The sequence below is a fragment of the Achromobacter pulmonis genome, assembly GCF_021733725.1.
In the GTDB taxonomy this organism is placed as follows: Bacteria; Pseudomonadota; Gammaproteobacteria; order Burkholderiales; family Burkholderiaceae_B; genus Achromobacter; species Achromobacter pulmonis.
In genome coordinates, this window is record NZ_JAIFOT010000001.1 from 4,411,890 (window position 1) to 4,436,164 (window position 24,275).

A 24,275-nucleotide genomic window follows, 5' to 3' on the forward strand; every position below is an offset into this window, starting at 1 on the left:
GGACCTTCACTCCGGATTTTTCTTTTGTATCGGGCAAGTGCCCAGGCCAAGCAGACGGTAGCCCGGACAGCGACCGGCCAGGCCGGTGACGAGGGGCATGATTCCGATGAGCCCCAGCCAGCGCCAGGGTGAGTCCAGCCACAACGGCAGGCTGAGCAGAATCAGCCCGAGGACGATGCGGACAATGCGGTCGACACTTCCAACGTTGATTTGCATGATGGTCTCCTTGTGTTTCGTCAGCGGCTTGAAAACGCGACGGGGGCGGCAGCGCCCCGCGGCGGATGGATTGCGGTTGATGGCGCGGTGGATGTGTCCCAGCCACCGCCAAGGGCCTTGTAGAGCGCCACCAATTGCACGGCCGCGTTGGCATGGGCCCGCGCGGCTGCGGTTTCGGCCTCGTGCAGGCTGCGCTGGGCGGCCAGCAGCTCGACCAGGGCGATGTCGCCCGCGGCGTAGCGAGCTTTGGCGTGGCCGTAGCTGGTGCGTGCGGCATCCAGTGACATGCCACGGCGCTCAAGCGTGTCCAGTCCGCCGTGGTAGTCGCCCAGGGCGCGCTCGGCGTCGCCCAGCGCCGTCAGCACGGCCTGCTCATAGGCCAGCGCGGCCTGTCGCTCGGCCGCCTCGCGTGCCCGAATTTCGGCTCGCACACGGCCACCGTCGAACAGGCGCCAGGAAATCAGCGGCAGGATGGAAAAACGCGAGCTGGATGCATCGAACCAATCGCCCGTACTGAGCGCTTGGAACCCGCCGCCGACACCGATGGAGAGTTTGGGGAACAACTCGGCCGTGGCCACGCCGATGTCGGCGGAACTCGCTGCCAGGCGACGTTCCGCAGCCAGCACGTCCGGGCGCCGGCGCAGCATCTCTGCGCGCTCGCCCACCGGCAGCGCCCGCAGCGTGCTCGGCGTCAAGGGGCCATCCAGCAGTGCCAGCTCCCGCTCCGGCGGCGCGCCCAGCAGCACGCCCAGGCTGAGTATCGCGGCGCGCTGACGCGCCTGGATATCCGGGATGAGCGCGTTGACTGCTGTCCATTGGGCGTACGCCGCCTCCACGTCGGCGGCCGACGCGTCGCCCAGCGCATGCCGCAGGCGCACCAATTCCAAGGTCTGCTGCAGCGTATCCAGTGTGGCCTGTTGTGCGTGCAACTCGTAGCGGGCGCCGACGGCGGTGAACCAAGTGCGTGCGACCTCGGCCACGATGCGCATGCGTATGCCCTGCGCCTCGGCTTCGGTCGCCTGCAGGCGGGCGCTGGCGCCTTCCAGCGCCCGCCGCTTGGCCCCGAACAAGTCGGCCTCCCAGGCCGCGTCGAAGCCCGCGTCGTAGATGGTCTGCGTGGCGTCAAGGCCGGGGATCGAACCTACGGGCAGGGGTCCGTTCTCGCTTTGACGGCGCCGGTTGACGCTCGCGCCAGCGGCGGCGGTGGGCAATGCCTCGCCGGCCACACGATCGCGCAGGGCGCGTGCCTCATCGATGCGTGCCGCAGCGTGGCGCAGATCCAGGTTCTGTGCCAGCGCCGTGGCCATCAGGCGATCGAGGATGGGATCGTCCAGTGCAGACCACCATTGGCTCAAGTCTGCGGACTGGGATTCGCTTGCCAACGGCAAGCTCCAGCCGCTGCCGACGTCGACCGGCGGCGGCTCGCGGTAGTCGGGGCCCACGCTTGCGCAGGCAGTCAGCAGCACGCAGGACAGGGCCAGCACGAGCGGACGCGCGCGCCCAGGGGTCAGGCCGGTGACGGTTGCGCGAAGAAAGGGAGTGCGGGGCTTGGATTTCATTGCAGGCGTCCTCGGACGAATACGGTGGCCATGGTCAGCGTGGCGAGGGCGATGACCGCCAGCGGCCACAGGCTGGCGAGAATGTCACCGGGCGGCATGGCCTTGAGAAAGCTGCCTTCGACGATGATGAGGAAATGGGTCAGTGGGATGGCCTGAGCCAGCCATTGCAGGACGACAGGCATGTTTTCCACAGGCGTCGCAAAGCCGGACATCAGCACCGCCGGCACGCCGATGGCGAACGCTCCCAGGATGGCCTGCTGCTGCGTCATGCTGACCGCGGAAATCATCAGACCGATGCCGACCACCGAGGCGATGAACAGCACCAGGCTGGCAAGCAGAAGTGCGAACGAGCCGGTAAATGGAATGCCGAACAGGAACACGCCTGCGCTGATCATGAACAAACCCAGCAGCGTGCCGATCGCCAGCGCCGGCAGCGACTTGGAGATGATGATCTCGGGCGTCGAGGTGGGCGACACCAGCAACTGGTCGAAGGTGCCAAGCTCGCGTTCGCGTGCAATCGACAGCGAGGTGATGAGCAGCGCGCTGAACAGCGCCAGGATGCCCGTCAGGCCGGGCACGATGAACCAGCGGTAGACCAGATTCGGGTTGAACCAGTGGCGCACGACCACGGGCGTTGGTGCCTGGGCGTCGGGCACGACCTCGGCGCCGACATCGGCGGCGATTGTGGACAGATAGGCCACGGTGATCTGCCCGGAGTTGCTGCGCCGGCCATCGACCAGTACCTGCGCGCGGCCACTTTCGCCGGCGGCGATGGAGCGCGAGAAATCCACCGGGATGGCGAGCGCGGCGATCACCTCGCCACGGTCGATCAGCTCGTGGAGTTGCTGTTGGCTGTCGACATGCCGGACGTGGGTGATGAAGCGGGCGCTGTCCAGGCGCTGTACCAACTCGTGCGACCAGCGCCCCGCATCCTGATCGTAGACGGCGATATCGACGTTGCGCACTTCCAGCGTCGCGGCAAAGGCGAACACCAGCAACTGCAGGATCGGCGGCACGAACACCACCATGCGGCTGCGCGGGTCGCGCAGGACGCTGAGCACTTCCTTGATGAACTGGGCGCGCAGGCGGGTGAACGAGAATGCGGAAGTCAACATCGCGTCACTCCAGGTTCTTGCGCGTGGCGCGCTTGGCGATCACGAAGAACAGCCCCCCGATCGCCGCCATGGCCGCCAGGTTGGGCAGGAACACGGCCCAGATGTCGCCGGCCAGGAACACCGTCTTCAGCGAATCGACGAAGTAGCGCGCCGGCACCACCAAGGTGATGGCGCGGATCGGTGCCGGCATGGCGTCGATCTCGTACAGAAAGCCCGACAACATGAAGGCCGGCAGGAAGCCCGTGAACAGCGCGATCTGCGCTGCCAGGAACTGGTTGCGTGCCAAGGAGGAAATCAGCAGACCCTGACCCAGCGCCGGCACCATGAACACCGCCGACAGCAGCAGCAGCGCCGCCAGCGAGCCCCGCATCGGGACCCCGAACACGAACACCGCCAGCGCCGCCGCACCCAGCGTGGACAGCATGCCGAGCACGAAGTACGGCAGCAGCTTGCCGATCAGGATTTCGGCCACCGAGGCCGGCGTGGACAGCACCGCCTCCATGGTGCCGCGCTCCCATTCACGCGCCACCACCAGTGCAGTCAGCATGGTGCCGATGATGGTCATGACGATGGCGATGGCACCGGGAATCAGTGCGCGGCGGCTTTCCAGCTCGGGGTTGAACCAGTAGCGCGGTTCCAGCATGACGGCCTGCGCTGGTGCTCCGACGTCCAGTCCGGCACGCCAGGACTGGACCACGCCGCGGGCGTAGTTCTCGACGTAGTTGGCGGTATTGGGGTAGGAGCCGTCGGTGACGATCTGCACCAGCGGCTCGCTGCCACGCTGGGCCAGCCGCTGCTCGAAATCCTGCGGGATCACCACGTAGCCGCGCAGGTCGCCTGAGACCAGCTGGTCGGCCACTTCGCGCCGGTCATGGGCGAAGTGGGCATCCAGGAACTTTGTGCCGGCAAAGGCCGCCGCAAGCTCCTGCGCTGCAGCGCCGGGCGACTCCAGCACCACGCCGACGCGGACATCCTTCGCATCCAGCGACACCGCATAGGCGAACAGCAGCAGCAACACCACCGGCAGCACGAACGCGATCAGCAGCGTCGAGGGGTCGCGCAGCGCCTGGTAGCTTTCCTTGGTGACCAGGGCGATCAAGCGCCGCAGATCAAAATGGCGCAGGTCGGTCTGCTGTGGTCCATTCCCGTCCTTGTGCTTTGTGGTGCCGTTCATGTGGCGGCCTCCAGCTCGCGGTCCGCCGACTCCACCAGGTGAATGAAGGCGTCCTCCATCGTCGGGTCGGGTCGTTCGGGGCTGACCGCCGAACGTTTGAGCGCGTCGGGCGTATCCAGCGCAATCAGTTGCGCACGCGAGAGCATGGCCACGCGGTCGCAGTATTCGGCCTCGTCCATGAAGTGGGTGGTGACCATGATGGTCACGCCCTTGCGGGCCAGTCCGTTGATGTGGGTCCAGAATTCGCGCCGGGTGATCGGGTCCACGCCCGAAGTGGGTTCATCTAGGAACAGCACGGGCGGCCGGTGCATCAGCGAACAAGCCAATGCCAGGCGCTGCTTGTGGCCCAGCGGCAGGGAATCGGGCGTGGCGGACAGCCAGTCGCCCAGATCGAAGGTTTCGATCATCTCGGCAATGCGCTCGCGCCGGGTGTTGCCTTCCAGTCCGTAGACGCCGGCCGAGAATTCCAGGTTCTGCTGCACCGAGAGCAGGCCGTAGAGCGAAAACTTCTGCGCCATGTAGCCGAGCCGGCTCTTGGCTGCGCCGGTGGCGCGGCGCAGATCATGGCCCACCACATGCGCTTCGCCAGCAGTTGGTTTCATCAGGCCGCACAACATCTTGAAGGTGGTGGACTTGCCGGCGCCGTTAGGGCCGAGCAGGCCGAAGATTTCGCCCTTTTGCACCTCGAAGCTGACCTTGTCGGTGGCGGTGAACTCGCCGAAGCGCTTGGTGAGGTTTCGGCACGACACGGCAATGTCGGAACCCAGCTCAACCGGCGGCAGACGCTCGGCCAGCGTCGAAGTGCCGCCGGGGCCGCCACCGAGCAGATCGATGAAGGCGTCTTCGAAGCGCGCGGGCACCTGCGCCAGCTCCACTCGCGCCTGATCGGACAGGGCCTGGAGCTGCTCCGCTTGAGCGCCCTCGCGCAACACCACGCGCACGCCGGCGCCCTGGATCACGCCATCGCTCACGCTGGGCAGGTCGAGTGCCTGGGTCAGGACCGCTCGGCGCTCGGCACCGACGTCTTCCAGACGGAAACTGCGGCCTTCGAGCTGCGCGGTCAGCTCCTGCGGCGGGCCATCGAACAGGAGCTTCCCTTGGTTCAGCAGCAGCACGCTCTCGCAGCGCTCGGCTTCGTCGAGATAGGCGGTGGACCAGACCACGGCCATGCCTTCATCGGTCAGCGCCTGCACCATGCGCCACAAGTCCTGGCGGCTGACCGGGTCGACACCCACGCCCGGCTCGTCCAGCAGCAGCACCTTCGGCCGCGCCATGAGCGCACAGGCAAGGCCCAGCTTCTGCTTCATGCCGCCGGAGAGCTTGCCGGCCAGGCGTTTGGTGAAGGGTCCGAGCCGCGTGAAGTCCAGCAGCTCGGCAAACAGATCGGCGTTGCGGTCCGCATCCATGCCGCGCAACTGCGCATACAGGCGCATGTTCTCCATCACCGACAGGTCTTCGTACAGGCCAAAGCGTTGCGGCATGTAGCCACTGGCGACATGAATGGCGTCGTTGTCCTTGACCACGTCATAGCCTGCCAAGGTGACGTGGCCGGCGTTCGGCACCAGGAGGCCGGTCAGAATCCGCATCAGCGTCGTCTTGCCGGCGCCGTCGGGGCCGACCAGACCCGTCAGCCGTCCATAGTGGATGCGCGCGCTCAAGCCCCGCAGCGCCTTTACGTCGCCGAAATGCTTGTCCACGTCTTCGATGACGATGGCAGCGTCTTCGCCCGCACCCGCAGGCACGGCGGCGATAGCAGGGCTTGCCTGCATTTCAACGCTCCCCCGCCGGGATACGGGTGCCGGCTTTCGCATCGACCTCGATCGTCACCGGCATGCCCTGGCGCAAGGCACTGTCGCTGTCGGCTTCGTCGATGACGATGCGCAGGCGGTAGACCAGATCCGTGCGCAAATCCGTCGTCTCCACCGTCTTGGGGGTGAACTCGGCGCGCGGCGAGATGAAGCCGATCTGGCCGCGATAGACCTTCTCTGATGAATCGCTTTTGACGCGCACCACAGTACCGGGCGCGATGCGCCCCAAGTCCGACTCGCCCACGTAGGCGCGCACGTAAACCGGCTTGTCCAGGCTCAGGCTGTAGACCGCGCTCTGGCTTGCGACCATGCTGCCGGGCTCCCGCACTCGTGCGATGACGGTGCCGCTACTGGGCGCCATCAACTCGGTGTCCGCCAAGGCTGTCGTGGCTTGCGCTGCGGCAGCCTGTGCGGCCGCAAGGCGAGCTTCTGCCGCGGCGATGTCTTCCTTGCGAAAACCTTCGGATGCTTGCGACAGGGCCGCCTTGGCCGCTTCGACGCCAGCGGCTGCCTGGTCGCGCGCCGTGCGGGCTGCATCGACCGTGCGCTGGCTGCTGGCGCCCGATGCCAGCAGGCCACTCTGGCGCTGGAAATTGCGCTCGGTCTCGGTGGCGAGCGCCTGGGCCTGCCTGAGGGCTTCGCGCGCCTGGGTGATTTCCTGCGGTCGCAGGCCGCGGCGCAGCTTGGCCAGTTCCGCCTGCGCCACCTGCACCTGGGCCTGTGCTGCCGCAAGTGCTTCCCGATAGGGTTGCGCGTCAAGCGCCGCCAGGCGCGCGCCCGCGCTGACGGCATCGCCCTCATCGAAAGCCATTTGCATCACGCGCCCGGGCTGACGGAAGGCCAGTTGCACCTCGCGGATGTCGACGTTGCCGTAGAGGCGCAATGCATCTTGTTGTCCATGGTCGCGCGACAACCAGAACGCCAGTGCGCCGCCAAGAGCGAGCACGACGACGGCGATCACGACCCAACGGGTTTTCTTGAAGAGGAGGTTTGGAGTTTTCATCGATGGGTTTCCGCTGGATAAAGGTGCTCAGTGCTCGCGTGCGACCGGCGCATTCGCCGCTGACCGGCGCCAGGCGATGGCCGCTATGCCAGCCCACACCAACGTGCGCAGCGTCATGGCGACCACCGTGCGTCGCTCCCAGGCGCCACCCAGAGCCACATGCACTCCGAAAGCCAGGAACACGAGTGCGGTCGCCACCGTGATGACAATCGCTAACCACGCGGCCCAGCGCCGGCGCATCCACAAGCCGACGCCGGCGACGATGTAGGCGAACCCGGCCAGAAAGTTGAACCAGAGCACGAAAGGCACATAGTGGCCGGCAGCCTGGCGCGCCGCGCCGTCGACAAACAGGACTGCGCCGCCTTCCCAGATAGTCATCAGGCCAAAACCGATCGCAATCAAGGAGACCACGCGCATCCAGATCGCGCATCCGCTGTGTGCCGTCATGTTCGTTGCTCCCGATTTGTGGAAGGGTTTGGAGGTCGCAGTCGCGCTTGCGGAGAAGACAGGTGTTTCATGTGTTGCTTTCGATGCCACGGCGATAGATGGCAAACACGGCTGGTGCGTCACGGCGGATGCGACTGACCTTGCCCGCCAACAGCGACTGCATGACCAGTCCCTGGATCGTGCCGATGAACAACACGGCGGCGGCATCCACATCCAGTCCCGCATCCAGTTCGCCCTGCGCCTTGCCGGCTTCGAGCAGGCGATGCAACCGCTCGCCGTAGTGATGAATCAAGGTCTGCACCATTCGCTTAGGCAGGGTCTCTCCAGGTCGCTGCAATTCGCCGAAGAGCATCCTCGGCACACCCGGGTGCTCGGACACGAAGTCGATATGCGTCATGAAGACCGCCTCAAGGGCTGCGACCGGGGACGTAGTGCCTTCTGCTGCCTTGTCCACCCGAGCTAGCAGGCGTTCCGTGACCCAGGACATCACCGCCTGCAGGATGGCGTCCTTGGTCGGGAAGTGACGAAACAGCGCCCCCTGGGTCAGCCCCATGCGCTGTGCGATGGCTGTGGTCGTGATGTCGCTGGGGTTCTGCTCGGCGGCCAAGTCGACCACCGCCTCGACTGTGGCCGCGCGCCGCTCATCGGCCGGTAGATGCTTGGGGTGTCCACTCATTGCTTGCGCATCCGAAAGTAAGTAATCTATTACTATCTTATCACCATGCAAGCTTGCCGCAAGAGGGGAAGCGCGAAAAGGAGACCGCAATGGACAGCAGAACCGTGATCTCAGACGACCGGCAACGGTCGATTTCGGGCAGGCGCAAATGTCGCCCTCCGCGCCTTGTTGGCGGAGGGGAACAGGCACATCACAAGCCCGGCGGGATGTAAGTGGAACTGCGCCATCTTCGGTGCTTCGTCGCCGTCGCTGAAGAACTCCACTTCGCTCGCGCCGCCGAGCGGCTGCACATCGAGCAGTCGCCGCTGTCGCGGGCCATCAAGGAACTGGAAGAAGAACTCGGCGTGATGCTGTTTGCCCGCACCACGCGCAGTACGCGGCTGACCCATGCCGGAACATTGTTCTTGGAGCATGTGCGTCGTGTGTTTGCTGCCTTGGAGCAAGCGCGAGAGAGCGTGAAAGCAGCGGCAAACGGTTTTCACGGGCAGTTGCGCGTGGCCTTGTCGGATGGCATCACGCCGTCGCGCCTGCCCGCCTTACTGGCGTTGTGTCGCCAGGAAGAACCCGAGGTCGAGATCCGCTTTTTCGAAGTGTCACTATCGCAGCAGATCAAAGGGCTGCATGATGATCTGTACGACGTGGGGTTTGCCCAATCCGACGAAGTGGGCGACGGCATCGTCACTTTGCCCGCTTGGAGCGATGCACTCATGGTGGCAGTGCCGGCCCGGCATCCGCTGCTGGCCTACAAGCGTATTCCCTTGGACGAGTTGCTGCGCTACCCGCTGGTCTTGTGCGATCCGCAAGTGTGTGAGGGCCACGCCAAGCACGTTGAACGAGTGCTGCGTCGTGCTGACATGGAACCACTGATCGCAGAACGGGTTGCCACCTGCGATCTGATGATGGCACTGGTATCGGCCGGCTTCGCGCTTGGACTAGCGGGCGCTGCACACATCGCCGCCAGCCGTGAGCCGGGTGTCGTAGCTCGACCGCTGGCGTCGCGAGTGCCACCACTTACGACCTACTTGCTCCGTCTCGACGGCAATCCGTCTGATGAACTGGCACGTTTCGTTGAGCGCGTGCAGACCATCGAGTTGCCGGAAACTCCTAGGGCCATACGAGGCCGAAACCCTGATCCCCCGGAGGAATTGATGCCATGAAGAAGGCCATCCCATTCTTGTTGGCGGCCATCCTGACCGCCTGCGGTCAGGCCGAGACGCCTCAGAAGGCCATCAGTTCAGAACCGGACATCCCGACAGTGGAAGAACTGGCGGCCAACCCCGAACGGCTCAAAGAACTGCGCCAGCAATGCAAAACCGACCGCCCGAAGCTCGGCGACGTGCTGTGCAACCGGGTGGCCGAGGCCACGCGCAAGCGGTTCTACGGCGATGGCGAAACCCCTTACACGCCGCCGAAGGAATCGCCCAAGTTCTGATTGTTGGCGGATAGCCGTTTCGCCTTCATTTTTTTGTTCGACACGCCGCAATGCGCCTTCGCTTGCGGCGTTTTTCTTTGGTTCGACACCGCGCGAACTCCGTCTTTTTGCTCGACCTTTCTGCTGAAAATGGTCTTTGACCGGCACTGACCCGGCACCGAACCTGACGCCTGCGGCACGTCCTTGTGCCGCTCTTTCCATGAGGAAAAAGCGCAGGAGAAATCGGAGGCCAGGTCATGCAAGGGACGAACGTGCTGTTCGGTCAGATTGCCGTGGTATTCGGCATCGTGATCGCCGGAGTGTGGGGCGCCACACAATGGACAGCAGCAGCCCTTGGCTACCAAGTACGCCTTGGCTCGCCCTGGTTCGGCCTACTTGGCACGTCGATCTACCACCCCTGGAAGCTGTTTGAGTGGTGGTTCTTCTTCGGCGCTTATGAGCCGGAGGTCTTCGACACCGGCGGCGCCATTGCCGGCGCCAGCGGCATGGTCGCCGTGGGCGTTGCCATCGCCATGTCGGTCTGGCGCTCGCGCCAAGCGCGTCTGGTCACGACCTACGGCTCTGCGCGCTGGGCGAACGCGCAGGACATTCGCAAAGCCGGCCTCACACAGCCGGCCGGCGTGTTCCTCGGCCAGCATGATCGTCAATACCTACGGCATGAAGGGCCGGAACACGTCCTGACCTTCGCGCCCACGCGCTCGGGCAAAGGCGTCGGCCTGGTGGTGCCGACGCTGCTGTCCTGGCCCGCGTCGGCCGTCATCCACGACATCAAGGGCGAGAACTGGCAGATCACCGCAGGCTGGCGCTCGCGTTTCTCGCATTGCCTGCTGTTCAACCCGACCGATGCGAAATCGGCGGCCTATAACCCACTGCTGGAAGTGCGGCGCGGCGCGCACGAAGTGCGCGACGTGCAGAACATCGCGGACATTCTGGTCGATCCCGAAGGCGCACTGGAGAAGCGCAACCATTGGGAGAAGACCAGTCACGCGCTGCTGGTCGGGGCCATTCTGCATGTGCTCTACGCGGGTGCAGACAAGACGCTGCGCGGCGTCGCCAACTTCCTATCTGACCCGGCCAGCCCCTTCGCGCTGACCTTGCACCGGATGATGACCACGCCCCACCTGGGCGATGGGCCGCATCCTGTCGTCGCTTCGGCGGCGCGCGAAGTGCTCAACAAGTCGGACAACGAGCGTTCCGGCGTGTTGAGCACCGCCATGTCGTTCCTCGGTCTGTACCGCGATCCCACGGTGGCCGAAGTCACGTCGCGCTGCGACTGGCGCATCGCCGACCTGATCGCCGCCGAGCATCCGGTGTCGCTGTATCTGGTGGTTCCGCCCTCGGACATTTCGCGGACGAAGCCGCTCATTCGCCTGATCCTCAACCAGATCGGCCGGCGCCTCACCGAATCGCTCGACGGCTCCGACGGCATCGAGCGCCGCCACAAGCTGCTGCTGATGCTCGATGAATTTCCGGCGCTGGGGCGCCTGGACTTCTTCGAGACGGCGCTGGCCTTCATGGCGGGCTACGGCATCCGCAGCTTCCTCATTGCGCAGTCGCTCAACCAGATCGACAAGGCGTATGGGCAAAACCACTCCATCCTCGACAACTGCCATGTGCGCGTGACGTTCGCCACGAACGACGAGCGCACCGCCAAACGGATTTCCGAGACGCTGGGCACGGCCACCGAGCTGCGCGCCCAGCGCAACTACGCGGGCCACCGGCTCGCGCCGTGGCTGGGCCACCTGATGGTGTCGCGCCAGGAAACCGCGCGCCCGCTGCTGACGCCGGGCGAAGTCATGCAGCTTCCGCCTGACGAGGCCGTGGTGATGGTGTCCAGCGTAGCGCCGATCAAGGCGAAGAAGCTGCGCTACTACGCGGACGCCAATTTCAAGCGTCGCGTGCTGCCACCGCCCACGCTAGCGGACGGGCAGTACGCAGACGCGCCGCCGTCGCGGCCCGACGACTGGAGCGGGCTGGCGATTCCGTCCGTGCCCGCTGCGCCTGCCACGGCATCCGCCGATGGCCTGGAGAACTTGGCTTCGGCCGACGACGGCGGCCCGCGCCGTCAGCCCGAACTCTCCGAAACCGTCGCCTACGACCCCGAGCTGGCCGCGCCTGCGGCCGACCTGGCGCTGCTCGATGACGACGACGACCTGCCGCTTCCTCTCCCTCGCCAGCTTGAGCCGGCCATGCAGCGCACGGCCCGGCTGGCTTCCCTCGACCCCAACGACGGAATCGAGCTATGAGCCATTACCGCCTGAATCTCTTTATCCAGCCCGAACACGCCAAGCGCCTGGACGAGCTGGCCGCCAAGAAGGGCGTTTCCAAGTCGTCCATCGTCGCGGCGGCGCTCGCATCGTGGCTGTCGCCCGATGCCGCCGACCAGCGCGAGGCGGCCATCGCCAAGCGCCTGGATCGGCTGTCGCGCCAATCCGAACGGCTGGAGCGCGACCAGAACATCCAGATCGAGACGCTGGCGCTGTTCATTCGCTACTACCTCACGGTCAGCACGCCCGTTCCCGAGGCGCACCAAGAGGCCGCCCGCGCTCAGGGCAAAGCGCGCTTCGAGCAGTTCGTTGAACAGTTGGGCCGCCACCTGCTGCGCGGGCGCAGCCTGGTGCGCGACGTGGTGGAGGAACTGCATCCCGATCCTATGCGAATGGAGGACGCGGCGGCGGCTGCGCAAGCGCGGGAGCGTGCGTCATGAGCGCCGTTCCGCAGTCCATGAGCGCCACGTCGCTCGACCGCCGAATCCAGATGCTGCGCACAGCGATGGGGCCGCTGATCGCCGCCGCGCTCGAAGACCCGGACGTGGTGGAGGTGATGCTGAATCCTGATCGCACCCTTTGGGTGGATCGGCTTTCCAGTGGGCGCGCGCCGATGGGCGTGGAACTGCCCGAGGCGGACGGCGAGCGAATCATCCGCCTGGTCGCGGCCCATGTCGGTGCGGAAATCCATCGCGGCCAGCCGCTGCTATCCGCCGAACTGCCCGAAACCGGCGAACGCTTCGAGGGCATCTTGCCGCCGGCAGCGCCGGGGCCGGCCTTTGCGCTGCGCAAGCGTGCTATCGGCGTGATCCCGTTGGAGCGGTACGTCATTGACGGGATGATGACCAGCGTGCAGGCGGGCTTTCTCGTTCGCGCCGTGCGCGAGCGGCAGAACGTGCTGATCGCCGGCGCCACCAGCAGCGGCAAGACCACGCTCGCCAATGCTTTGCTCGCCGAAATCGCCGCCACCGGCGACCGCGTGCTGGTGCTCGAAGACACGGTGGAACTGCAATGCGCGGCCCGCGACCACGTTCCGCTGCGCACGCGCGCAGGCGTGGTATCCATGACCGAGCTGGTGCGCTCGTCCATGCGCCTGCGGCCTGATCGCGTAGTCGTCGGCGAGGTGCGCGGCGCCGAGGCGCTGGATCTCATCAAGGTGTGGGGCACGGGACACCCCGGCGGCATCGCCACGATCCACGCAGGTTCCGCGCTGGGCGCGCTGCTGCGCCTGGAGCAACTGATTCTCGAAGTGGCCGTGAACCCGCCGCGTGCGCTGATCGCCGAGGCGGTCAACGTGGTGATCCACATCGCCGGGCGTGGGCGCAAACGCCGCATCGAGAGCATTGCCCGCGTCGTCGGCTTCGACGGCGTGGGCTACCGATTGGCGAATTGGGAGGCGGACGCGCTGGACACGCCGTTTCCCGAGTTGTCGCCAAACCCCGATGCCGCATCCGCTGCGGCGACTTCCCCATCCCCTGACTTACTTGGAGAACTGCCATGACGCAGATGACTTTTCCTGCTTTCCGTTTTTCTGCAAATCCGGCATTGCGTCTTGCGCGGCTGCGCTGCCTGGCCCGCCCTGCGGGGCAAGGGCTGCTGCTGGCCGCGCTGCTGTTGTTCCTGACCGGAACCGCGCAGGCCGCCGGTTCCTCGATGCCGTGGGAAGGCCCGCTGCAATCCATCCTCGAATCCATCCAGGGGCCGGTGGCGCGCATCGTCGCGGTCATCATCATCATCGCCACGGGCCTCGCGCTCGCCTTCGGCGACACTTCGGGCGGATTCCGCAAGCTGATCCAGATCGTGTTCGGTCTGTCCATCGCGTTTGCGGCTTCGAGCTTCTTCCTGTCGTTTTTCAGCTTCTCCGGCGGGGCCGTCGTATGAGTGCCCCGGACACCTTCGCCGCCGGATTCGAGGTGCCGCTGCATCGCTCGCTGACCGAGCCGATTCTGCTGGGCGGTGCGCCGCGCACCGTGGCAATTGCCAACGGCACGCTGGCCGCCGCCGTCGGGCTGGGCCTTCAACTGTGGATTCCCGGTGTCGTGCTCTGGATCGTCGGCCATTCGCTGGCGGTGTGGGGAGCGCGCGTCGATCCGCAGTTCATGCAGGTCTTTGCTCGGCACATCAAGCATCGCCCGCTGCTGGACGTGTAAGGGGAGGACGCCGCGATGCTGAACCTAGCCGAATACCGCCAGCGCCCGGCCTTGCTCGCCGACTGGCTGCCCTGGGCCGGGCTGGTCGCGCCGGGTGTCATCTTGAACAAGGACGGCAGTTTCCAGCGCACGGCCCGGTTTCGTGGGCCTGACCTCGACAGCGCGACGCAAGGCGAACTGATTGCCACGTCGGCGCGCTTGAACAACGCGCTACGCCGCATGGGTTCGGGCTGGGCGCTGTTCATCGAGGCCGAGCGCCGACCCGCTGCCGACTATCCGCAATCGGAGTTTCCCGAGCCGCTGTCGTGGCTGGTGGACGAGGAGCGCCGGGCCACCTTCGAGGAATCGGGCAACGACTTCGAGAGCGGCTATCACCTGACGCTGGTGTACCTGCCGCCCGAGGAATCGCGCGCCCGCGCGGCGGGGATGCTGTACGAGAACCGGCCCACCGATGGCGTGGACTGGCGCGAGCGGCTGCAAGCCTTCGTCGCGGAGACGGATCGCGTCTTTGACCTGCTCGATGGCGTGATGCCGGAAATCGCTTGGCTCGATGACGGCCAGACACTGACCTACCTGCACGCCACCATCTCGACGCGGCGCTATCGCGTCGGCGTGCCCGAAGTGGCGTTCCATATCGACGCGCTGCTGACCGATTCCGCACTGGTCGGTGGCCTGGCGCCCATGCTGGGCGACCAGCACCTGCGCATGGTGTCGGTGCGGGGCTTCCCGACCTCGACTTGGCCGGGGATTCTGGACGACCTCAACCGCCTTGGCTTTGCCTACCGCTGGAGCACGCGCTTCCTGTGCCTCGACAAAGCCGAGGCGGAACGGGAGTTGGGACGCCTGCGCCGCCAGTGGTTCGCCAAACGCAAGAACGTCATCGCGCTGCTTCGCGAAACGATCTTCCAGCAGGAAAGTCCGCTGGTCGATACCGACGCCAGCAACAAGGCCGCCGATGCCGATGCCGCCTTGCAGGAGCTGGGCAGCGATCAAGTCGCCTTCGGCTACCTCACCGCCACGGTGATGGTGCTCGATGCCGACGCGGCTGTGGCCGACGAGAAGCTGCGCATGGTGGAGCGTGTCATCCAGGGCCGGGGCTTCATCACCATCCCGGAAACGCTCAACGCCGTGGATGCCTGGCTGTCGTCCATTCCGGGCAACGCTTACGCCAACGTGCGCCAGCCCATCGTCTCGACGTTGAACCTGGCTCACATGATGCCGGTTTCGGCGGTATGGGCCGGGCCGGAAAGGAACGAGCACCTGGATGGCCCACCCTTGATCGTCACACGCACCGATGGCGCCACGCCGTTCCGGCTGGTGACGCACATCGGCGACGTGGGCCACATGCTAGTCGCGGGGCCGACCGGCATGGGCAAGTCGGTTTTGCTCGCCACGCTGGCAATGCAGTTCCGCCGCTATCGCGGTTCGCGCATCTTCGCGTTCGACATGGGCCGCTCAATGCGCGCCACGGTTCTCGGCCTGGGCGGCGAGCACTACGACCTCGGGACAGATGGCGAAACCGCCTTCCAGCCGTTGGCACGCATCGACCGCGAGGGCTACCGCACCTGGGCGGCCGAATGGGTGGAAGGCCGCTTGCTGCATGAGGGCGTGGCGGTCGGCCCCGACGAGAAGGCGGCTATCTGGTCGGCGTTGGGAAGCCTTGCCGGTGCGCCGTTGGAGCAGCGCACGATGACGGGGCTTTCCGTGCTGCTGCAATCGAACGCGCTGCGGCAGGCGCTGTCGCCCTATGTGCTCGGCGGTGCCCACGGCAAGCTGCTGGACGCCGACCATGACCGGCTCGGCATGGCCGGCGTGCAGTGCTTCGAGATGGAGGAGCTGATGCACAGCAAGGCCGCCGTCATGGCCGTGCTGCACTACCTCTTTGCGCGCTTCGACGAACGCTTCGACGGTGCGCCCACGCTGCTGATCCTCGATGAAGCGTGGCTGTTCCTAGATGACCCGGTGTTTGCCGCGCGTATCCGGCAATGGCTCAAGACGCTCAGGAAAAAGAACGTCAGCGTCATCTTCTCCACGCAGAGCCTCGCCGACATCAAGGAATCGAGCATCGCGCCCGCGATCATCGAGAGCTGCGCGAGCCGCATTTTCCTCGCCAACCCGCAGGCGACCGAGCCGCAGATTCGCACGATCTATGAGGGCTTCGGCCTCAACAGGCGGCAGATCGAAATCGTCGCCACCGCGCAGCCCAAGCGCGACTACTACTACCAATCCCGCCTCGGCAACCGCCTGTTCGACCTCGATCTGGGGCCGGCGGCGCTGGCGTTTGCGGGCGCATCCACGCCGCAAGACCAGCGCGACATAGACCGCGTGCTGCTGGACGCCGGCGTGCCCGGCTTCGCGGGCGCCTGGCTGCGCCATCGCGGCCTCGATTGGGCGGCCGACCTGCTGCCCTCGTTCCCCGGCCTTGCGCCGGGTTCCCTCGCTGACCAACCCCTGGAGAACCTGCCATGAAGAAGCGTCTTATCGCCGCTGCCATCGCGGCCATGCTTTGCACCGCCACTGCCCATGCGCAATGGGTCGTGGTCGATCCCACCAACCTCGTGCAGAACACGCTGACCGCCATCCGCACGCTGGAGCAGATCAACAACCAGATCCAGCAGCTCCAGAACGAAGCGAAGATGCTGATGAACCAGGCGCGCAACCTCGCCAGCCTGCCGTCTAGCGTGGTGAACCAGTTGCGCGCCAACCTGGCGACGACCGAGCGACTGATCGCCCAGGCCCGCGGCTTGGCCTTCGACGTGACGAACCTCGATCGGGAGTTCGCGCGCCTGTATCCCGAGCAGTACGCCGCCACCGTCAGCGGCGACCAGATGTACCGCGATGCGCAGGAGCGTTGGAAGAACACGCTCAACGGCTTGCAGACCACGATGCAGATGCAGGCGCAGGTGTCGCAGAACCTGGGCGAAGACGAAAGCGTGCTGGCCGATCTCGTGGGCAAGAGCCAGTCGGCCGAAGGTGCCTTGCAGGCGATGCAGGCCATGAACCAGTTGCTGGCTTTGCAGGCCAAACAGTCGATCCAGTCGCAGCGGCTCCAGATCACGCAAGACCGGGCGGCGTCGCTGGATCTGGCGCGGCAGGCGGCGGCCACGGAGCGCGCCCGCGAAGTGCGGCGGCGCTTCCTGGGCGAAGGCACGCCGTACACGCCGCAGTCCGTGAACTTCTACGGCAACTGACGGGAGGCCGCCATGCGATGCGTCCTCGCCCCGTCTGTTGTGGTGCTTGTCGTGCTGCTGGCCGCTTGCAACAAGCAGCCGGCCGACAACCTTGCCGATGCTCTGGCCGCCGATCCTGCGCGGCTCAAGGCATTGCGCGCGCAATGCGCGGCCGACCGGCAGGCCAAGGGCGAGGACGCTTGCCGCGCCGCCGCCGAAGCCTTCCGGCGGCGCTTCTTCTCCGGCGAGGCCGGGCCGGACGAATACCAGACGCTGGCCGACCTGCCGCCGATTCCGCCGAGCTTCGAGGAACCGGCCGATGGCATGGCGCCGGCCTTTCCCGCCGAACCGGAGGACACGCCATGAATGATGTGACCATCATCGACCAATTCCTCAACACCTTTGCCGCTTATATCGACTCGGGTTTCGGGCTGCTGCGTGGCGAGGTGGCGTTCCTCACGGCCACGCTGATCGTCATCGACATGACGATCGCCGGACTGTATTGGGCCATGAGCCATGCCACCGGCCAGGGCGAGGACGTGATCGCCAAGCTGCTGCGCAAGGTGCTCTACGTCGGTGCCTTCGCCTACATCATCAATAACTTCAACTGGCTGGCCAGCATCGTGTTCCGCTCGTTTGCGGGATTGGGCATTACCGCCACCGGCTCGGCCATCACGATGGAGAACTTCCTGCAGCCGGGCCGGCTGGCGAAAACCGGGATCGACGCCGGGGCGCCGATTTTGGAGCAGATCGGCGAGATGGCGGGCTTCCCCGAAGTGTTCGTGAACCTTGATCCCATCGTGGTGATGTTCCTCGCGTGGCTGGTTGTGATCTTGTGCTTCTTCGTGCTGGCGATCCAACTGTTCATCACGCTGATCGAGTTCAAGCTGACCACGCTTGCGGGCTTTGTGCTTGTGCCGTTCGCACTCTGGAACAAGACCGCGTTCCTCGCCGAAAAGGTCTTGGGCAACGTGGTGGCCTCCGGCGTCAAGGTTCTGGTGCTGGCCGTGATCGTCGGGATCGGCTCGGGCTTGTTCGCTCAGTTCCAAGTCCATCCCGCCGAGCCGTCCATCGACCACGCGCTGGTCATCATGCTGGCCTCGCTCACCTTGCTGGCGCTCGGGATCTTCGGCCCCGGCATTGCGACAGGCCTTGTGTCCGGTGCGCCGCAGCTCGGCGCGGGCGCGATGGCCGGTGCTGCTGTCGGCGCTGCCGGCACGGCCGTCGCTATCGGCGCCGCCGCGACGGGCGTGGGTGGCGCCGTGGCTGCTGGCGCGCGTATGGCTCCGGCCGCCGCAAAGCTGGCCGGTAGCGGTGCGCGCGCCGCCACGTCGGCGGCCAGCAATGCGAAGTCGGCGTTTCAGGCCGGTTCCGCCGCCGCTGGCGGCGGCGCAAAGGGCGCGATGGCGGGCCTGGGCAACGTCGCCAAGACCGGCGCGCAGTCCGCCGGACGCGCCGCAGCATCCCGTGCTTCCGCTGCCGGGCAGCGGATGGCCGCTCCGTTCCGTGCTGGCTGGAATGGCTCGACGGCCGACGCTGGCGCGTCAACCGGCCAAGCCTCCGCAGGAGAGGCCTCCGCAGGCGGCGCCGCTGCACAGAAGCCGGAACAACCCGCCTGGGCCAAGCGGCTGCATCGCCGCCAGCAACTCACCCACGCCGCGACCACCGCCGCGCACACGCTGCGCGGTGGCGACGGTGGCGGCTCGGGGCAAGGCCCGAGCCTGCGCGGCTCCGACGACTAATGCGATTCACAAGGAGAACTGACCATGCGATTCAGAAAACCGCAGGTGCGCTATGCCGACACGCCGCAGCCTGCCACGCCGTACCAAGCTGCCGGCCAGGTGTGGGACGACCGTATCGGCTCGCCGCGCGTGCAGGCGAAGAACTGGCGCCTGATGGCCTTCGGCTGCCTCACGCTCGCGCTGTTGATGTCCGGCGGCCTAGTGTGGCGCTCGGCGCAGTCATTCGTGACGCCCTACGTCGTGGAAGTGGACAACGCGGGCCAGGTGCGCGCCGTGGGCGAAGCCGCCACGCCCTACCGGCCCAACGATGCACAGACGGCGCACCACATCGCGCGCTTCGTGACGCTGGTGCGCTCGCTGTCCATCGACCCCATCGTCGTCCGCCAGAACTGGCTGGACGCCTACGACTACACGACCGACAAGGGCGCGGCCGTGCTCAACGACTACGCGCGGGTCAACGACCCGTTCGCACGCATCGGTAAAGAGTCGGTGACTGTGCAGATCACCAGCGTCGTGCGCGCCAGCGACACGTCTTTCAACGTGCGCTGGACGGAACGCCGCTACGTCAACGGCGCCGCGGCGGGCTTGGAGCGGTGGACGGCCGTGGTGTCCATCGTGCTCCAGCCGCCGCGCACCGAAGAACGCCTGCGCCAGAACCCCCTGGGCATCTACGTCAACGGCCTGTCATGGAGCCGCGAACTGGATTCTTCCGAAGGAGCCAAGCCATGAATGATCTTTTCCGTAAATCCGCCTTGCCGGTGATCTTGCTTGCCCTGGCGGGCTGCGCCACGCAGGGCAAGCCACCGCCGACCATCTCGCTCGATGAGCCGGTACAGGCCCAGCCGCTACCCGAGCCACCCGCGCCGGTGGAGGTGGTGGCGGTGCCCGAGGTACTGCCGATGCCGGCGCAGTTGAAGCCATTGCCCGAAGCCGAGGACGCCAAGCCCACGCCGGAGCCAGCCGACGAGAAGGTGCGCGTCTCACGGGCCAATGCCGAGGCGCGCGTCGCACCCACGCGCGAGGGATACGTCAACGCGATTCAGGTGTGGCCGTTCACCGATGGCGCGCTCTACCAAGTCTATGCAGCCGTGGGCCGCGTGACTGTGATTTCGCTCCAGCCGGGCGAGGAGCTGGTGACGGTGGCCGCTGGTGATACCGTGCGCTGGATCGTTGGCGATACGTCGAGCGGCAGCGGTGCTGACCTGCGCGTCAATGTGCTGGTCAAGCCGATCCGCTCGGGCCTCAAGACCAATCTCGTCATCACCACCAACCGCAGGACGTACCTGCTGGAGTTGGCTTCGACGGAAAAGACGTGGATGGCGTCGGCTTCTTGGGAGTATCCGCGTGACCGGATGCTGGCCTTGCAGCGCCAGGCGCAGGCGGCCAGCGCCGCCGCGCCGGTGGACTCCGGCTTGTCGTTGGAAAACCTGCGCTTCCGCTACGCGGTCAGCGGTAGCAACCCGCCGTGGAAGCCGCTGCGCGCCTTCGACGACGGGCAGAAGGTCTATATCCAGTTCCCCGCCGGCATCGCGCAAGGCGAGCTGCCGCCGCTGTTCGTAATCGGGCCGGAAGGCGACGGGCAACTGGTCAACTACCGCTTCCGCTCGCCGTACTACATCGTGGATCGGCTGTTCGGTGCCGCCGAACTGCGCCTGGGCGGCGACAAGGGCGACGTGGTGCGAATTGAGCGCACGGACGGCGTTGCGCGGAGGAACTGACCATGAGCCAGGACGACACCCCCGACCTCGCCACGCCGCAGGCAGGCAAGGTCGCGCCGGAAGCGGTGGTGCTGCGCGCCCAGCCGCGCCCGGTCACGCGCCTGAACCGACGCACGCTGGCCATCCTCGTCGGCAGTCTGTCGGTTGCCGTGCTCGGCGCTACGATCTGGTCGTTGCAACCGCAGCGGCGCAGCGCCGACGAGCAAACCGAGCTTTACAACGTCGATCGCGTCTCGAAATCAGAGGGGCTGGATGGCCTGCCGACCGACTACTCGAAGCTGCCGCCGCAAGTGCCCGAGCTGGGGCCGCCGCTGCCGGGCGACCTCGGCCCTGCCATCGTGAATTCGCAGCAGCCGGCCGTGGCCGCCTACGCGGCCCCCGGCCACGATCCCAACGATGCCGTGCGCAAGGAGGCGGAAGCCGCTGCGGCTTCGTCGGTGTTCTTCCGTTCAGGGGGCCAAGGCCAAGCCGCCGCCACGGTGGCACAGGCGACGCCGGGTGTGCCTGGTGGTGCAAGCGCGCTCGCGGCCTTCGACCCGCTCACGGCTGGGCCGGCATCGGTGGCGGCGCAGCCTGCCGACCCGACCGCCGTGCAGAACCGACAAGACCAAAAGGAAGCGTTCCTGAAAGCCGGCTCTACGGAAACACGCAATTCCGGCAATCTGGCGCTGCCGGCGTCGCCGTATCAGGTGATGGCCGGAACCGTGATCGCGGGCGCGCTGGTGACGGGCATCAAGTCGGACTTGCCGGGCGACGTGATCGCCACGGTGACGGAGCCGGTCTTTGACACGGCCACGGGCAAGTTCCTGCTGATCCCGCAGGGATCGCGCATCCTGGGGCGCTACAACAGCCAGGTCAGCTACGGACAGAGCCGCGTGCAGGTGGTGTGGAACCGGATCATCCTGCCCGACACGTCCTCGCTGACGCTCGACAACCTCGTGGGCACCGACCCGGCCGGCTACGCCGGCCTGGAAGACGACGTGGACTGGCACTGGAAGCGCATCGTTGCGGGCGCGGTGCTGACGACGCTGCTGGGCGTGGGTGCCGAGCTGGCCGCGCCGGAAAACCGCCAGGACGGCAACCGCATCGTCATCGCCGGGCGCGACAGCGCCCAGGACAGCATCAATCAGGTCGGCCAGGAGATCACCCGGCGCAACATGAACATCCAGCCGACGCTGACCGAGCGGCCGGGCCTGCCGGTGCGGATCATCGTCAACCGGGATCTGGTGCTGCGGCCCTACCAGCCGCTGTTCTTCAATCGGGGAGCTTCGCAATGAGCGCGACCAAGAAGCTGCGGCTCGGGCCGCTGCCCAAGACCGAGAACGTCAAGATGACTTTCGCCTGCCCAGCCAGCCTGAAAGCCGACCTCGACCGCTACGCCGCGCTGCACGCGCAAGCGTATGGCGAGGCAGTCGATGCAGAGAAGTTGATCCCGCACATGCTGGAGGCGTTCATGGCGAGGGATCGCGGGTTCAAGAGGGGAGGGCAGCCAACGCCGCAGCCATCGACTAGGGCCTGTTAACACTACGTGCTAACATACTGCGCATGGAACTTACGCCTGCGCAATTCGCGCGTATCGAGGATTGCCTGCCGCGGCAGCGGGGCAATGTGTCGCTGGACAACCTTCAAGTGCTCAACGCGATCCTGTTCGTGGCCGAAAATGGCTGCAAGTGGCGGGCCCTGCCCAAGCGGTTCGGCAACTAGCACACGATCTACACGCGGATGAACCGGTGGGCCAAGGCCGGGGTCCTGGATCGGGTCTTCGAGCGCATGCAGGCCGAACAGCTGGTCCGGGTGCGGCTGGAGGCGGTCAGCCTGGACAGTACGATCGTCAAGGTCCACCCGGACGGCACCGGCGCACGAAAAAAAACGGCCCGCAGGCCATCGGCCGCTCCCGCGGAGGCTGGACCACCAAAATTCATATGGCTGCCGCGGATTCCCGCTGCGCGTTAGCCTTCTCGCTTTCGCCGGGCCAGGCGGGCGATGCCCCAGCCGGTCGCGCCCTGCTGCATGCCCTGCCACCCCTGCCCGCGCGCTGCCATCTGGTCATGGATCGCGCCTACGAGGGCAATGAAACCCGGCAGCTCGCGCTGGATCTGGGCCTGGATCCGGTCGTGCCCCCGCATCCGCTGCGGGCCCAGCCATGGGCGTACAACACCGAGATCTACAAGCGCCGCAACGAAATCGAGCGCCTGTTCCGCCGTCTGAAAGGGTTCCGCCGCATCTTCAGCCGCTTCGACAAGCTCGACGTCATGTTCGCGGCCTTCATCCACTTCGCACTGATCGTCGAATCGTTGCGATAGTGTTAACAGGCCCTAGTGCAGGCGCACTACCCGGACTTCATCGCGCGTCTTGAGGCCGAAGACCGCCCGCTGCCCGAGTATGTGCGCGAGGAGTTCGAGACCTACCTGCGCTGCGGCGTGCTCGAGCACGGCTTCCTGCGCGTGGTCTGCGAGCACTGTCGTGCCGAGAGGCTGGTGGCGTATTCCTGCAAGAAGCGCGGGCTGTGCCCGAGCTGCGGCGCACGGCGCATGGCCGAGTCGGCGCGGCATCTGGTGGACGAGGTGTTCGGCCCGCGGCCGGTGCGGCAATGGGTGCTGAGTTTCCCGTACCCGTTGCGCTTCCTGTTCGCCAGCAAGCCTGAGGCGATCGGCCCGGTGCTGGGCATCGTGCATCGTGTGATCGCCGGTTGGCTTGCCGATCAGGCCGGCGTGCCGCGGGATACGGCGCAATGCGGCGTGGTGACCCTGATCCAGCGCTTCGGCAGCGCGCTGAATCTCAACATCCACTTCCACATGCTGTGGCTCGACGGCGTGTACGAGGACACCACCGAGCGTCCGCAGCGCAAGCCGCGCCTGCACCGCACCCGTGCGCCCACATCGGCGCAACTGACGGAACTGGCCAACACCATCGCGCATCGCGTGTGCCGGCACCTGACGCGCAAAGGCTGGCTGGAAGGCGAGGACGAATCCGTGTTTCTGTCCGACAGCGCGGCGGGCGACGACGGCATGGACGCGCTGCGGATGAGTTCGATCACCTACCGCATCGCCACCGGTCGCGACGCTGGCCGCAAGGTCGTCACCCTGAAAACGCTACCCGGTGATGCGGGTTCTCTGGACGGCGACGCCGGCAAGGTCGGCGGCTTCTCGCTGCATGCCGGCGTGGCCGCGGAAGCACACGAAAGCCACAAGCTCGAAAAGCTGTGCCGCTACATCACGCGCCCGGCGATCAGCGAGCAGCGGCTGTCGATCTCACCGCAGGGTAGGGTGCGGTATCAGCTCAAGACGCCGTGGCGAAATGGGACCACGCATGTCGAATGGGATGCGGTGGACTTCATCGCCAAGCTGGCGGCACTGGTCCCGCCACCTCGCGCGCATCTCACCCGCTTCCACGGCGTATTCGCCCCGAATGCAAACCTGCCGTGCGCAGCTGACGCCCTCGGGGCGCGGCAAGCGGCCTGCGGGCGATGCGGTGCCAGTGGACGTCAGCGCCCACGACGAGCCGCGCAGCCCCGAGCAGAAGCGCCGTGCGATGAGCTGGGCGCAACGGCTCAAGCGGGTCTTTTCCATCGACATCACCACCTGCGCCCACTGCGGCGGCGCGGTACGGATCGTCGCCAGCATCGAGGAACCCACCGCCATCCGCGCCATCCTCGCCCACTTCGAGAAGCACGGCGCGCTGGAGCAAGCGCACTACCGGCCCGCAGCGCGCGCGCCGCCGCCGGCCGCGTGACGAGGTGCCGGCCACACAGCCGGCAGCCAAGCCAGAGTCCGATCCGATGCGGCCACGACCCCGCAG

The 24,275-nt window shown here is 66.4% G+C and carries 24 protein-coding genes and 2 pseudogenes; 17 read left to right on the top strand and 9 right to left on the bottom strand.

Features of this window, described 5'->3' with window-relative positions:
* Positions 1–6: 6 nt before the first annotated feature.
* From K2W61_RS20235 to K2W61_RS20270, 8 genes are all read right to left on the bottom strand, one after another.
* Positions 7–216, bottom strand: coding sequence for a YgaP family membrane protein (locus tag K2W61_RS20235; protein ID WP_054659143.1), 210 nt, complete (start codon positions 214–216; stop codon positions 7–9).
* A gap of 20 nt (positions 217–236) precedes the next feature.
* Positions 237–1,775 (bottom strand): efflux transporter outer membrane subunit, encoded by a 1,539-nt coding sequence (locus tag K2W61_RS20240; RefSeq protein ID WP_057506648.1) that lies wholly within the window; start codon positions 1,773–1,775, stop codon positions 237–239.
* Positions 1,772–2,890 (bottom strand): ABC transporter permease, encoded by a 1,119-nt coding sequence (locus K2W61_RS20245; RefSeq protein ID WP_054659622.1) that lies wholly within the window; start codon positions 2,888–2,890, stop codon positions 1,772–1,774. Before K2W61_RS20245 ends, K2W61_RS20240 begins: the two co-directional genes overlap by 4 nt.
* 4 nt (positions 2,891–2,894) lie before the next feature.
* Positions 2,895–4,064: an ABC transporter permease gene (locus K2W61_RS20250; protein WP_010792191.1), complete on the bottom strand. Its 1,170-nt coding sequence runs from the start codon at positions 4,062–4,064 to the stop codon at positions 2,895–2,897.
* Positions 4,061–5,833, bottom strand: a complete 1,773-nt coding sequence (locus tag K2W61_RS20255) for an ATP-binding cassette domain-containing protein (RefSeq protein WP_057506647.1) — start codon at positions 5,831–5,833, stop codon at positions 4,061–4,063. Before K2W61_RS20255 ends, K2W61_RS20250 begins: the two co-directional genes overlap by 4 nt.
* 1 nt (position 5,834) lies before the next feature.
* Positions 5,835–6,875: a secretion protein HlyD gene (hlyD, locus tag K2W61_RS20260; RefSeq protein WP_010792193.1), complete on the bottom strand. Its 1,041-nt coding sequence runs from the start codon at positions 6,873–6,875 to the stop codon at positions 5,835–5,837.
* A gap of 27 nt (positions 6,876–6,902) precedes the next feature.
* Complete coding sequence (locus tag K2W61_RS20265) at positions 6,903–7,322, bottom strand: hypothetical protein (protein ID WP_016448825.1); 420 nt, start codon at positions 7,320–7,322, stop codon at positions 6,903–6,905.
* Between the two features lie 67 nt (positions 7,323–7,389).
* Positions 7,390–7,998, bottom strand: coding sequence for a TetR/AcrR family transcriptional regulator (locus tag K2W61_RS20270; RefSeq protein WP_054659618.1), 609 nt, complete (start codon positions 7,996–7,998; stop codon positions 7,390–7,392).
* A 212-nt stretch (positions 7,999–8,210) separates the two neighbouring features.
* Here K2W61_RS20270 and K2W61_RS20275 point away from each other — a divergent pair, with 212 nt between their 5' ends.
* Positions 8,211–9,155, top strand: a complete 945-nt coding sequence (locus K2W61_RS20275) for a LysR family transcriptional regulator (RefSeq protein WP_016448823.1) — start codon at positions 8,211–8,213, stop codon at positions 9,153–9,155.
* On the top strand, positions 9,152–9,430 hold the full coding sequence (locus tag K2W61_RS20280) for an EexN family lipoprotein (protein WP_016448822.1): 279 nt from the start codon (positions 9,152–9,154) through the stop codon (positions 9,428–9,430). Before K2W61_RS20275 ends, K2W61_RS20280 begins: the two co-directional genes overlap by 4 nt.
* Here K2W61_RS20280 and K2W61_RS20285 read toward each other — a convergent pair.
* Positions 9,397–9,672, bottom strand: a complete 276-nt coding sequence (locus tag K2W61_RS20285) for a hypothetical protein (protein WP_139286363.1) — start codon at positions 9,670–9,672, stop codon at positions 9,397–9,399. The genes K2W61_RS20280 and K2W61_RS20285 overlap by 34 nt on opposite strands.
* Between K2W61_RS20285 and K2W61_RS20290 the strand changes: the two genes are divergently transcribed.
* From K2W61_RS20290 to K2W61_RS20360, 15 genes and pseudogenes are all read left to right on the top strand, one after another.
* A complete protein-coding gene (locus K2W61_RS20290; protein ID WP_057506646.1) occupies positions 9,667–11,676 on the top strand; it encodes a conjugal transfer protein TraG in 2,010 nt (669 codons plus the stop codon). The genes K2W61_RS20285 and K2W61_RS20290 overlap by 6 nt on opposite strands.
* Positions 11,673–12,137: a ribbon-helix-helix protein, CopG family gene (locus K2W61_RS20295; RefSeq protein WP_016448820.1), complete on the top strand. Its 465-nt coding sequence runs from the start codon at positions 11,673–11,675 to the stop codon at positions 12,135–12,137. The genes K2W61_RS20290 and K2W61_RS20295 overlap by 4 nt, the downstream gene beginning before the upstream one ends.
* Positions 12,134–13,198: a P-type conjugative transfer ATPase TrbB gene (trbB, locus tag K2W61_RS20300; protein ID WP_016448819.1), complete on the top strand. Its 1,065-nt coding sequence runs from the start codon at positions 12,134–12,136 to the stop codon at positions 13,196–13,198. The genes K2W61_RS20295 and trbB overlap by 4 nt, the downstream gene beginning before the upstream one ends.
* On the top strand, positions 13,195–13,578 hold the full coding sequence (locus K2W61_RS20305; protein WP_003291753.1) for a TrbC/VirB2 family type IV secretion system protein: 384 nt from the start codon (positions 13,195–13,197) through the stop codon (positions 13,576–13,578). The genes trbB and K2W61_RS20305 overlap by 4 nt, the downstream gene beginning before the upstream one ends.
* Positions 13,575–13,847: a VirB3 family type IV secretion system protein gene (locus tag K2W61_RS20310; protein ID WP_003291752.1), complete on the top strand. Its 273-nt coding sequence runs from the start codon at positions 13,575–13,577 to the stop codon at positions 13,845–13,847. The genes K2W61_RS20305 and K2W61_RS20310 overlap by 4 nt, the downstream gene beginning before the upstream one ends.
* A gap of 15 nt (positions 13,848–13,862) precedes the next feature.
* On the top strand, positions 13,863–16,316 hold the full coding sequence (gene trbE, locus K2W61_RS20315; protein WP_016448818.1) for a conjugal transfer protein TrbE: 2,454 nt from the start codon (positions 13,863–13,865) through the stop codon (positions 16,314–16,316).
* Complete coding sequence (gene trbJ / locus K2W61_RS20320) at positions 16,313–17,038, top strand: P-type conjugative transfer protein TrbJ (RefSeq protein WP_016448817.1); 726 nt, start codon at positions 16,313–16,315, stop codon at positions 17,036–17,038. The genes trbE and trbJ overlap by 4 nt, the downstream gene beginning before the upstream one ends.
* A 12-nt stretch (positions 17,039–17,050) precedes the next feature.
* Entirely contained in the window at positions 17,051–17,383 is a 333-nt protein-coding gene (locus tag K2W61_RS20325; RefSeq protein WP_057506645.1) for a hypothetical protein, read from the top strand.
* On the top strand, positions 17,380–18,759 hold the full coding sequence (trbL, locus tag K2W61_RS20330) for a P-type conjugative transfer protein TrbL (RefSeq protein ID WP_016448815.1): 1,380 nt from the start codon (positions 17,380–17,382) through the stop codon (positions 18,757–18,759). The genes K2W61_RS20325 and trbL overlap by 4 nt, the downstream gene beginning before the upstream one ends.
* 24 nt (positions 18,760–18,783) lie before the next feature.
* On the top strand, positions 18,784–19,488 hold the full coding sequence (gene trbF, locus K2W61_RS20335) for a conjugal transfer protein TrbF (RefSeq protein WP_016448814.1): 705 nt from the start codon (positions 18,784–18,786) through the stop codon (positions 19,486–19,488).
* Positions 19,485–20,477: a P-type conjugative transfer protein TrbG gene (gene trbG / locus K2W61_RS20340; RefSeq protein ID WP_005304503.1), complete on the top strand. Its 993-nt coding sequence runs from the start codon at positions 19,485–19,487 to the stop codon at positions 20,475–20,477. The genes trbF and trbG overlap by 4 nt, the downstream gene beginning before the upstream one ends.
* A gap of 2 nt (positions 20,478–20,479) precedes the next feature.
* Positions 20,480–21,754: a TraB/TrbI/VirB10 family type IV secretion system protein gene (locus K2W61_RS20345; protein WP_016448813.1), complete on the top strand. Its 1,275-nt coding sequence runs from the start codon at positions 20,480–20,482 to the stop codon at positions 21,752–21,754.
* Entirely contained in the window at positions 21,751–21,999 is a 249-nt protein-coding gene (locus tag K2W61_RS20350) for a DUF2274 domain-containing protein (protein ID WP_016448812.1), read from the top strand. The genes K2W61_RS20345 and K2W61_RS20350 overlap by 4 nt, the downstream gene beginning before the upstream one ends.
* 23 nt (positions 22,000–22,022) lie before the next feature.
* A pseudogene (locus K2W61_RS20355) lies at positions 22,023–22,780 on the top strand (IS5 family transposase).
* A 9-nt stretch (positions 22,781–22,789) separates the two neighbouring features.
* Positions 22,790–24,209: pseudogene (locus K2W61_RS20360) on the top strand (ISCR element clade Ia family transposase); the annotation flags it as partial.
* Between the last annotated feature and the right edge of the window lie 66 nt (positions 24,210–24,275).

Excerpts from the sequence above, each read along its gene's own strand:
- K2W61_RS20325 (WP_057506645.1), top strand. The coding sequence starts at position 17,051 with ATGCGATGCGTCCTCGCCCCGTCTGTTGTGGTGCTTGTCGTGCTGCTG.
- K2W61_RS20265 (WP_016448825.1), bottom strand. The coding sequence starts at position 7,322 with ATGACGGCACACAGCGGATGCGCGATCTGGATGCGCGTGGTCTCCTTG.
- K2W61_RS20240 (WP_057506648.1), bottom strand. The coding sequence starts at position 1,775 with ATGAAATCCAAGCCCCGCACTCCCTTTCTTCGCGCAACCGTCACCGGC.
- K2W61_RS20350 (WP_016448812.1), top strand. The coding sequence starts at position 21,751 with ATGAGCGCGACCAAGAAGCTGCGGCTCGGGCCGCTGCCCAAGACCGAG.
- K2W61_RS20255 (WP_057506647.1), bottom strand. The coding sequence starts at position 5,833 with ATGCAGGCAAGCCCTGCTATCGCCGCCGTGCCTGCGGGTGCGGGCGAA.
- K2W61_RS20290 (WP_057506646.1), top strand. The coding sequence starts at position 9,667 with ATGCAAGGGACGAACGTGCTGTTCGGTCAGATTGCCGTGGTATTCGGC.
- K2W61_RS20245 (WP_054659622.1), bottom strand. The coding sequence starts at position 2,890 with ATGTTGACTTCCGCATTCTCGTTCACCCGCCTGCGCGCCCAGTTCATC.
- trbJ (WP_016448817.1), top strand. The coding sequence starts at position 16,313 with ATGAAGAAGCGTCTTATCGCCGCTGCCATCGCGGCCATGCTTTGCACC.
- trbL (WP_016448815.1), top strand. The coding sequence starts at position 17,380 with ATGAATGATGTGACCATCATCGACCAATTCCTCAACACCTTTGCCGCT.
- K2W61_RS20280 (WP_016448822.1), top strand. The coding sequence starts at position 9,152 with ATGAAGAAGGCCATCCCATTCTTGTTGGCGGCCATCCTGACCGCCTGC.
- K2W61_RS20250 (WP_010792191.1), bottom strand. The coding sequence starts at position 4,064 with ATGAACGGCACCACAAAGCACAAGGACGGGAATGGACCACAGCAGACC.
- K2W61_RS20345 (WP_016448813.1), top strand. The coding sequence starts at position 20,480 with ATGAGCCAGGACGACACCCCCGACCTCGCCACGCCGCAGGCAGGCAAG.
- trbB (WP_016448819.1), top strand. The coding sequence starts at position 12,134 with ATGAGCGCCGTTCCGCAGTCCATGAGCGCCACGTCGCTCGACCGCCGA.
- K2W61_RS20305 (WP_003291753.1), top strand. The coding sequence starts at position 13,195 with ATGACGCAGATGACTTTTCCTGCTTTCCGTTTTTCTGCAAATCCGGCA.
- K2W61_RS20235 (WP_054659143.1), bottom strand. The coding sequence starts at position 216 with ATGCAAATCAACGTTGGAAGTGTCGACCGCATTGTCCGCATCGTCCTC.
- K2W61_RS20270 (WP_054659618.1), bottom strand. The coding sequence starts at position 7,998 with ATGAGTGGACACCCCAAGCATCTACCGGCCGATGAGCGGCGCGCGGCC.
- K2W61_RS20295 (WP_016448820.1), top strand. The coding sequence starts at position 11,673 with ATGAGCCATTACCGCCTGAATCTCTTTATCCAGCCCGAACACGCCAAG.
- trbG (WP_005304503.1), top strand. The coding sequence starts at position 19,485 with ATGAATGATCTTTTCCGTAAATCCGCCTTGCCGGTGATCTTGCTTGCC.
- trbE (WP_016448818.1), top strand. The coding sequence starts at position 13,863 with ATGCTGAACCTAGCCGAATACCGCCAGCGCCCGGCCTTGCTCGCCGAC.
- hlyD (WP_010792193.1), bottom strand. The coding sequence starts at position 6,875 with ATGAAAACTCCAAACCTCCTCTTCAAGAAAACCCGTTGGGTCGTGATC.
- K2W61_RS20310 (WP_003291752.1), top strand. The coding sequence starts at position 13,575 with ATGAGTGCCCCGGACACCTTCGCCGCCGGATTCGAGGTGCCGCTGCAT.
- trbF (WP_016448814.1), top strand. The coding sequence starts at position 18,784 with ATGCGATTCAGAAAACCGCAGGTGCGCTATGCCGACACGCCGCAGCCT.